The sequence below is a fragment of the Mesorhizobium sp. M0800 genome, from assembly GCF_040320095.1.
In the GTDB taxonomy this organism is placed as follows: Bacteria; Pseudomonadota; Alphaproteobacteria; order Rhizobiales; family Rhizobiaceae; genus Mesorhizobium.
Window position 1 is genome coordinate 55,007 of record NZ_JAMYOZ010000035.1, and the last position, 7,654, is coordinate 62,660.

Genomic DNA, 7,654 nt, shown 5'->3' on the forward strand with positions numbered 1-7,654 from the left:
GCAGAAGTGCGGCTCAATCAAGATGACGAAATGTCCTGACCTGGACCGACACATGCGATTCGGCATTTACTGGAAGGCAGTTTCCGAAAAGCTCCTGAGTTTGCGCGAATGCAGTCGCTCCATCGGCATTTCAGCCAGCTTCTCCATCGCCCTGATGCCGATGGTCAGGTGCTGCGCTACTTGCCGCTTGTAGAACTCGGTCGCCATGCCCGGCAACTTCAATTCGCCATGCAGCGGCTTGTCGGATACGCAAAGCAGCGTGCCATAGGGCACCCGGAAGCGGAAGCCGTTGGCGGCGATCGTCGCCGATTCCATGTCGAGCGCGATCGCCCGCGACTGCGACAGCCGCTGGACCGGCCCGCGCTGGTCACGCAGCTCCCAATTGCGGTTGTCGATGGTGGCGACGGTGCCGGTGCGCATGATGCGCTTGAGATCATATCCGGAAAGCCCGGTCACCTCGGCGACCGCTTCCTGCAGAGCCACCTGGATTTCGGCTAGCGGCGGGATCGGCACCCAGACCGGAAGATCGTCGTCGAGGACATGGTCTTCTCGTACATAGGCATGGGCCAGCACATAATCCCCGAGCGCCTGCGTGTTGCGCAGGCCGGCGCAATGGCCGAGCATCACCCAGGCATGCGGCCGGAGCACCGCGATATGGTCGGTGATCGTCTTGGCGTTGGAAGGCCCAACGCCGATATTGACCATGGTTATGCCGCCATGATTCGGCTTCTTCAGATGATAGGCCGGCATCTGCGGCAGGCGAGGGGGCGCAGCACCCTCACCGGGCGCGCCGTCCCCTGCTTTGGTCACGATGTTGCCCGGCTCGACGAACTCGACATATCCATCACCGCCATTGGCCATCAATTCGCGTGCACGGGCGACGAATTCGTCGATGTAGAACTGGTAATTGGTGAACAGCACGAAGTTCTGGAAATGCTGGGGACTGGTCGCCGTATAATGCGACATCCGGTGCAGCGAATAGTCGATCCGTTGCGCGGTGAACGGCGCCAGCGGCCGTGCCTCGCCCAATGCCACTTCGAACGTGCCGTTGGCGATCTGGTCGTCGGTGCCGTCGAGATCCGGCACGTCGAACAGGTCACGGATCGGCCGTTTGATGCGCTCGGCAGCAGTGCCGTCGACATGCGTGCCTTCGAGGAAGGCGAAATGCAGCGGGATGGGAGTGGTCGATTCCGAAACCGTGACGGGAACGCCGTGGTTGCGCATGATCAGCCGAAGCTGTTCGGTGAGGTAGCTTTCGAAAAGAGCAGGCTGGGTGACGGTGGTTGAGAAATGCCCCGGCGTCGGCATGTGGCCATAGGCCTGCCGCGAGTCGATTTGCGTGAAGGAACTCGTGGTGACGCCGATCTCCGGATAGAAGGCCCGGTAGCGCTTGTTGTTGTCACCGCCCGCGGCGAGCGCGGCAAATGAATCGCGCAGGAACTTGGTGTTGCGGTCGTAAAGCACCTGCAAGGCGGCGACCGCCTTCTTGGCGTCGTTGAAGCTCTGCCGGCCAAACGGCTCCGGCGTGACCACCGATTCAATGGCTTGGGGATAGATTCGCTTTTCCATGACCCAATATAGAGAGTTGGACGCGCGGTTGGGAGGGGGTAAGGCGGCCTCAATACGCGCTGTCGGCGTTTTTCGGTCTGCTAACCGCGCTGCAGGCTAACCAGCAGCACAAAGCCGAGGCCTGACTTCCTCAACGCAGGCGCCTCGATCGTCGAGCCGGCATTGGTGCGCATCGTCGGCACGGCCAGTACCGGTACCGAAAGAACAGTCAGGATGAGCGCCGCGCGCGGCAGCAGCCGAAGCGTCTTCAGGGTGTTGGCGGCGAGGCGGTTCATTGGCGTTTTGCTTTTCTCTAAAGGTTCAGCTCTTTGTCGTTTCAGTGGTGAAGATGGTTCAAGCAACCGAGTCGGCAGGAACTGGCGACGTCCCAGGAGCGGGACGGCCGGCCGGCTTCGGCGACAAGGACGGCGAACAACATGCCGAACAGGCTCATCAGCAGGCAGACGATGGTGAAGCGGCGGGCAAGCATTGCGCGGTGTCTCCTTCAACACGCATGACAATGCCTTGCCCCGGCTGAACCGGCTCTGATCCCGGCGTTCATCTGCGGTTCAAAAATGGTTGATGATCTCTGAGAGGGTCCGCTTTGAGTGCAGCGACCCATGGCGACGCCATGGCTGCGAGACCGATAACATGAAAACGGGGCCGACTGGCCCCGCTCACCCGGCAGGAAGGGCACGATCAGAGCTTGTGCCAGGTCTGGCTCTTGCAGATCAGCCCGCCGAGCACGCAGCCGCTCATCTTGAGCGAACTGCCGGAAAGCGAAGCCTTGCCCGAATAGGTCTTGTCGGTTTCCGGGTCGGTTATGGTGCCGGCATATTTGTTGTCGCCGGCAACCTTCAGTGAACCGATGTTCTTGCCGGCAAATTTGCCGGATTTGAGCGTAATCGAAAATGCCCCGCCGCCACCCGAAATGGCGGCAGTCGATCCGGCTTGCGTTTTCCAATTGCCTTCGATCGGATCGGCCCACGCCGCGCCGGTCATCATCATTGCGGCCGCGAGGGCCAGGCTCACTTGTCGAAACATGTCTTTCCTCCCTCAGGTAAGTCCAATCGGGCTCCGTCCCGGGTGTCTGCCCCTTACGCAAACGTAAGCTAGTCCAGCTCCCGGAAAAACAAAAGCGGTGCCGCGACGGAAGGGTTGCGGGTTTTTGCCCGCTCCCGAACGGCCGCGCCGGCGAAAAATGAAACGGGCCGCACACGTCTTTGTCTTCTGTGGTTAGCGGAGTCTTGATCCGCGCCTCGCAAGTTTTCTTCAAATCTTGTGCAAACCGGCGCGATCGCTGGCTTTGTATCCTTAACGAATTTTCGCGTTTACCTCTTGTTTTAGCTTTGTTTTCTTCAAATTAAGCACGCCATTTAACGACGGATTCAAGCCTCCGGGGCATTCTCGAAAGCATCGAAAGAGCGGCCGCCCCCGACGGTAATCAAGGACACCGAGGGACAGACGGAGACAGCTCTCGGGAGCCAGAACAGGGGATTTGAAATGGCACGTTTTGAAATGCTTGAAGCCGGCTTCGGCGCCATGGGGGCAACTGCCCAGGCCGATATTCTTTTCGAGTTGGGCATGATGTATGCGACTGGTCGCGATTGCGAGACCGATGTTGTCGCCGCCCACAAATGGTTCAACATCGCCGCGATCAAGGGTTCGGCCCGCGCCGCGGAACTGCGCTCCGAATTGTCTGCCGCCATGTCGAAGGTCGAGATCGCCAAGGCGCTGCGCGAAGCTCGCGAATGGATGACGATGCACTGAATTCGCCGGCATCGACTTCACAAGGGTACTGACCTCACAACAGGGACGCTTCGGGTCAAGGCCGCGCAGAGGGCCGGGCTCGAAAAATCAAGGCCGCGCAAGACGGCTGAGCCAACAAGATCAAGAACACGGCGGCAAGCTGTGCAATAGACAGGGAAGGCGAGCGGGTCCTGGCGCCGATGCGTTGGGAAGCTCATGGCAAAAGCCGCGACCGGCCGGAACAAGGCTGGCGCGGCTTTGTCTTTGGGACCGCGTGTGCAGGCCCAATCGAGCGCCGACGATGCGCCTAGACAGCTCCGGTGAAGGATGAAATTCTCCCGCCACTCTGGAAGAGGCGCGGCCGGGATGGTCGCGCGAGAATGGAGGAGTTGTGTCACCATGAAGAAATTCAGTATTTTCAGCGCAGCCATATTTGGCCTGATGATGACCGCGCCGGTCGCCTTCGCCGACGACATCACCTTTTCTGTGGTCGGACCGATGACCGGTCAGCTTGCCACCATCGGCGATCAGTTCAAGCAGGGCGCGCAAGCCGCCGCCGACGCGATCAACGCGGCGGGCGGCGTCGACGGCCGCCAGGTCAAGCTCGACATCGAGGATGACCAGTGCGATCCGAAGCAGGCGGTTTCGGTCGCCAACCGCATCATCGCCAACGGTGTCAAGTTCATCGATGGCCACGCCTGCTCAGGCTCCAGCATCCCGGCCTCCGCTGTCTACGCCGAAGCCGGTGCGCTGATGATGAGTCCGGCTTCCTCGAACCCGGTGTTGACCGACGCAGCGGCGAAAGCCGGCTGGCCGACGATCATGCGCCTCTATACGCGCGACGATGCGCAGGGCGCTTTCATCGGTCCCTGGATCGCCAAGAAATATGCCGGCAAGAACGTCGTCATCCTGCACGACAAGAGCGCCTATGGGCAGGGCGTGGCCGATGCCGTGAAGGCAACGATGAACCAGAACGGTCTCAATGAAATCCTCTACGAGGGCATCAACGCTGGCGAGAAGGACTATTCCGCTCTTGTTACCAAGCTCAAGGAGCTGAAAGCCGACGTCGTCTATTTCGGCGGCTATCACCCCGAAGCCGGCCTGATCCTGCGTCAGTCGGCGGAGCAGAACCTCAAATTCCAGTTGATCATGCCGGACTCGATCGCTTCGCCGGAATTCTGGCAGGTTGCCGGTCCGGCCGGCGAAGGCACCATGTTCGTCTTCCCGTCGGATCCGCAGGCGAAGCCCGAAGCCAAGGAAGCCATCGCCAAGATCAAGGCCGGCGGCTTCGTGCCGGAGGGCTTCACGCTGTTTTCCTATGCGGTGATCCAGGCCTTCGCCGAAGGCATCAAACGCGCCGGCAGCGACGATCCGGCAAAAGTCGCCGAAGCGTTGAAGAACGGCCAGCCGATCAGCACGGTTGTCGGGTCAGTCACCTTCGACGAGAAGGGCGACCTCAAGAACGCCAGCTACGACATCAACCAGTGGCACGACGGCAAATACGGGCCGATCCAGCCGTGATGGCCGCGGCGCCGCAAGACGCGCTGCTGTAATTGAACATGGCCGGGGTCAAACCCGGCCATGTTGTTTTTGGCGACGCCTTTGTCATAGGGAAACAGCAGTCAACTGAGGTTCCTCGGCAAAGCGAACCAGCACAGTGCCGTCGGTTACCTGCGCGCCTTCGGCAGCAATCTCGGCGATAACCCCGTCATGGGGCGCGGCAATGGTGTGCTCCATCTTCATCGCCTCCAGGATCAGCAGCGGCTGGCCCTTGATCACGGACTCACCTCTGGCAGCACGCACCAATTTGACCAGGCCGGGCATTGGCGCGCGCAGGCTGCCGGAAGCGGCGGCGGCTTCGTCGGCTCGCGCCAGCGGATCCGGCACGGCAAAACCGTAGCCGATTGCACCATCGAAGACCGTGACGTGGCCCGGCCAGCGGGCGAGGCGAGGCGCGGCGCGAAGATCATGCGAATTGACGCTGTCATAGGGCGCATCCAGCGCCACCTCGAACCGTCCGTCCGGCCGCACCGACACGCGCGTAACGATCTCCTGCTCGCCAAACTTCAGCAGGGTGCGCCGCGCTACAGCGTGGAAATGCGCATAGCCGGCCAGTGACGACCAGGGATCGTCCGAGGACGGCAAGTCGCGCGCACCGGACGCGGCAAGTGCCGCGGCGGCAATCGTCTCACCGCTCGGCGGCGGAACCGCCGTCAACGCCTGCTGATGCCTGGCGATCAAGCCGGTATCGACATCGCCCGCCGCAAAATCCGCATCAGCGGCCAGCGCGGCAAGAAAGCCAGTGTTGACCGTCGAGCCGGCGATTTCGGTCTGCGACAGCGCTGCGCCAAGTGCCGTGAGCGCCGCCCGTCTGTCCTTGCCGTGGATGACCAGCTTGGCGATCATCGGATCGTAAAACGGCGAAATCGCATCGCCAGCGCGCACACCGGTTTCGACGCGCATGGTCGCACCCTCCGGTGCCGGCTGCGGAAATTTCAGATGGTGCAAGGTGCCGGTCGCCGGCAAAAACCCTCTTGCCGCGTCCTCGGCATAGATACGCGCCTCGAAGGCGTGGCCGGAGAGCGCGATCTCGCTCTGCGTCTTCGGCAGTTTTTCGCCGGAGGCTACCCGCAACTGCCACTCGACCAGGTCGATGCCGGTGACCATTTCGGTGACGGGGTGCTCGACCTGCAGGCGGGTGTTCATTTCCATGAACCAGAAACGGTCGGCCTTCAGACCTTGCGAGGCATCGACGATGAACTCGATGGTACCGGCGCCGGAATAGTGGATTGCCTTGGCGGCTTTCACCGCCGCCTCGGTCATCGCCTTGCGCAGTGCCGGCGTCATGCCCGGGGCAGGCGCCTCCTCGATCACCTTCTGGTGGCGGCGCTGTGCCGAGCAGTCACGTTCGTGAAGATGCACGGCGTTGCCGAAATTGTCACCAAACACCTGCACTTCGATGTGGCGAGGCTTGTCGACATATTTTTCCACCAAGACGCGGTCGTCACCGAACGCGGCTTTCGCCTCGCGCCGCGCGCCCGACAGTGCTTCCGAAAAATCATCGGGATGCTCGACGCGCCGCATGCCTTTGCCGCCGCCGCCGGCGCGCGCCTTGATCAGTACGGGGTAGCCTATCTCGCGCGCCTTGGAGGCGAGCAACACGATCTCCTGCGCTTCGCCATGGTAGCCCGGAACGACAGGCACGCCGGCCTTTTCCATCAGCCGCTTGGCCGCGTCCTTCAGTCCCATGGCGCGGATCGAGGCCGCCGACGGGCCAATGAAGATCAGCCCAGCCGCCGCGACCTGGTCGACGAATTCGGGGTTTTCCGAAAGAAAGCCGTAGCCCGGATGGATGGCCTCGGCACCTGTGGCCAAGGCCGCCGCAATGATCTTGTCGCCGCGCAGATAGCTTTCGTTGGCGGGAGAGGCGCCGATATGCACCGCTTTGTCGGCCATTTCGACATGCAAGGCGTGATCGTCGGCATCGGAATAGACGGCGACGCTGCGCACACCCATCCTGCGTGCCGTGCGGATCACCCGGCAGGCGATCTCGCCACGGTTGGCGATCAGGATCTTGGCGAACATCGGGCCTCCACAGGCAGAGCTTGCCGCCAAACGGCGCGAATTCTCTTCACACGAGCTGCGGCAATACCCTGCTTTGTAGTCTGGTGGTCAAAGGGTAGGCAAGCGAGGCCTGCCTACTTTGAGGCCGCGATTTCGCAAGCTCCACCGGTCGTGACCTTGTAATGGCTGCGGAGAGTCTGACAGGAGTTCAACGCCAGCTCTTCGGCCGCTTTCTGAGACGGCGCATTCAAACGCTTGCCGCAGATGATGTACAACGAACGCACCCGGGAATACGGAGTGGTCGCATAGGCTGAATGGCCGCTGGCCGCTACATACGCCTTATAAGCCCTGGTGCATTCGGCCTTTGGATTTCCCGACAAAGCCGGGTAGAAACGGATGTCGCCCTTGCTTCCCGCCAGCGATTCGGCGGCGCCGACATTCGGTGCAGCGGTCACAAGCAGTGCAAGCACCGATATGGTTGCTCGTGTGATGGATAAAGATTTCATTGCCCAACCCATTTGAAAACTGGCAGATACTCGTCTACTTGGAGGCCGCGATTTCGCAGCCCCCGCCTGTCGTGACCTTGTAACTGTTGCGGGTGGCTTGACAGGATTTCAACGCCAACTCTTCGGCAGCTTGCTGTGACGGTGCATTCAAGCGCGAGCCGCAGATGATGTACAGCGAGCGAATGATAGTGTGCTGAAGGTTCTGCAAAAAGTTTTGGAGAGAGAACGGCGCCTGCTCTGAGGGGCGAGCGGCCATGGCACGGTGGTGACGTTGCGATCACCGATTC

General features: G+C 61.4%; 8 protein-coding genes. 2 read left to right on the plus strand and 6 right to left on the minus strand.

All coding sequences use genetic code 11. From position 1 onward, the window contains the following. Positions 1-66: 66 nt before the first annotated feature. The 4 genes from NKI18_RS28680 to NKI18_RS28695 form a co-directional block, all read right to left on the minus strand. Positions 67-1,569, minus strand: coding sequence for an AMP nucleosidase (locus NKI18_RS28680; RefSeq protein WP_352620711.1), 1,503 nt, complete (start codon positions 1,567-1,569; stop codon positions 67-69). Between the two features lie 80 nt (positions 1,570-1,649). Continuing rightward, complete coding sequence (locus tag NKI18_RS28685) at positions 1,650-1,844, minus strand: hypothetical protein (protein WP_352454349.1); 195 nt, start codon at positions 1,842-1,844, stop codon at positions 1,650-1,652. Between the two features lie 41 nt (positions 1,845-1,885). Next, positions 1,886-2,038 (minus strand): hypothetical protein, encoded by a 153-nt coding sequence (locus NKI18_RS28690; RefSeq protein ID WP_023677802.1) that lies wholly within the window; start codon positions 2,036-2,038, stop codon positions 1,886-1,888. A gap of 209 nt (positions 2,039-2,247) precedes the next feature. Beyond that, complete coding sequence (locus NKI18_RS28695; RefSeq protein ID WP_352620709.1) at positions 2,248-2,592, minus strand: DUF2147 domain-containing protein; 345 nt, start codon at positions 2,590-2,592, stop codon at positions 2,248-2,250. A gap of 459 nt (positions 2,593-3,051) precedes the next feature. On the opposite strand from NKI18_RS28695, the gene NKI18_RS28700 reads away from it, so the two are divergent. Both NKI18_RS28700 and NKI18_RS28705 read left to right on the plus strand, forming a co-directional pair. Next, on the plus strand, positions 3,052-3,318 hold the full coding sequence (locus NKI18_RS28700) for an SEL1-like repeat protein (RefSeq protein WP_010915070.1): 267 nt from the start codon (positions 3,052-3,054) through the stop codon (positions 3,316-3,318). Between the two features lie 378 nt (positions 3,319-3,696). Next, entirely contained in the window at positions 3,697-4,818 is a 1,122-nt protein-coding gene (locus NKI18_RS28705; protein WP_352620707.1) for a branched-chain amino acid ABC transporter substrate-binding protein, read from the plus strand. Positions 4,819-4,902: 84 nt separating this feature from the next. On the opposite strand, the gene NKI18_RS28710 is transcribed toward NKI18_RS28705, so the two are convergent. Continuing rightward, positions 4,903-6,882 carry an acetyl/propionyl/methylcrotonyl-CoA carboxylase subunit alpha gene (locus NKI18_RS28710; RefSeq protein WP_352620705.1) on the minus strand — a complete coding sequence of 660 codons (1,980 nt, stop codon included), beginning with the start codon at positions 6,880-6,882 and terminating at the stop codon, positions 4,903-4,905. A 113-nt stretch (positions 6,883-6,995) separates the two neighbouring features. After that, a complete protein-coding gene (locus NKI18_RS28715; protein ID WP_352620703.1) occupies positions 6,996-7,367 on the minus strand; it encodes a hypothetical protein in 372 nt (123 codons plus the stop codon). Positions 7,368-7,654 lie beyond the last annotated feature (287 nt).

What these genes read in the sequence shown, in the direction of transcription:
- NKI18_RS28705 (WP_352620707.1), top strand. Translation starts at nt 3,697, where the DNA reads ATGAAGAAATTCAGTATTTTCAGCGCAGCCATATTTGGCCTGATGATG.
- NKI18_RS28695 (WP_352620709.1), bottom strand. Translation starts at nt 2,592, where the DNA reads ATGTTTCGACAAGTGAGCCTGGCCCTCGCGGCCGCAATGATGATGACC.
- NKI18_RS28685 (WP_352454349.1), bottom strand. Translation starts at nt 1,844, where the DNA reads ATGAACCGCCTCGCCGCCAACACCCTGAAGACGCTTCGGCTGCTGCCG.
- NKI18_RS28700 (WP_010915070.1), top strand. Translation starts at nt 3,052, where the DNA reads ATGGCACGTTTTGAAATGCTTGAAGCCGGCTTCGGCGCCATGGGGGCA.
- NKI18_RS28690 (WP_023677802.1), bottom strand. Translation starts at nt 2,038, where the DNA reads ATGCTTGCCCGCCGCTTCACCATCGTCTGCCTGCTGATGAGCCTGTTC.
- NKI18_RS28710 (WP_352620705.1), bottom strand. Translation starts at nt 6,882, where the DNA reads ATGTTCGCCAAGATCCTGATCGCCAACCGTGGCGAGATCGCCTGCCGG.
- NKI18_RS28715 (WP_352620703.1), bottom strand. Translation starts at nt 7,367, where the DNA reads ATGAAATCTTTATCCATCACACGAGCAACCATATCGGTGCTTGCACTG.
- NKI18_RS28680 (WP_352620711.1), bottom strand. Translation starts at nt 1,569, where the DNA reads ATGGAAAAGCGAATCTATCCCCAAGCCATTGAATCGGTGGTCACGCCG.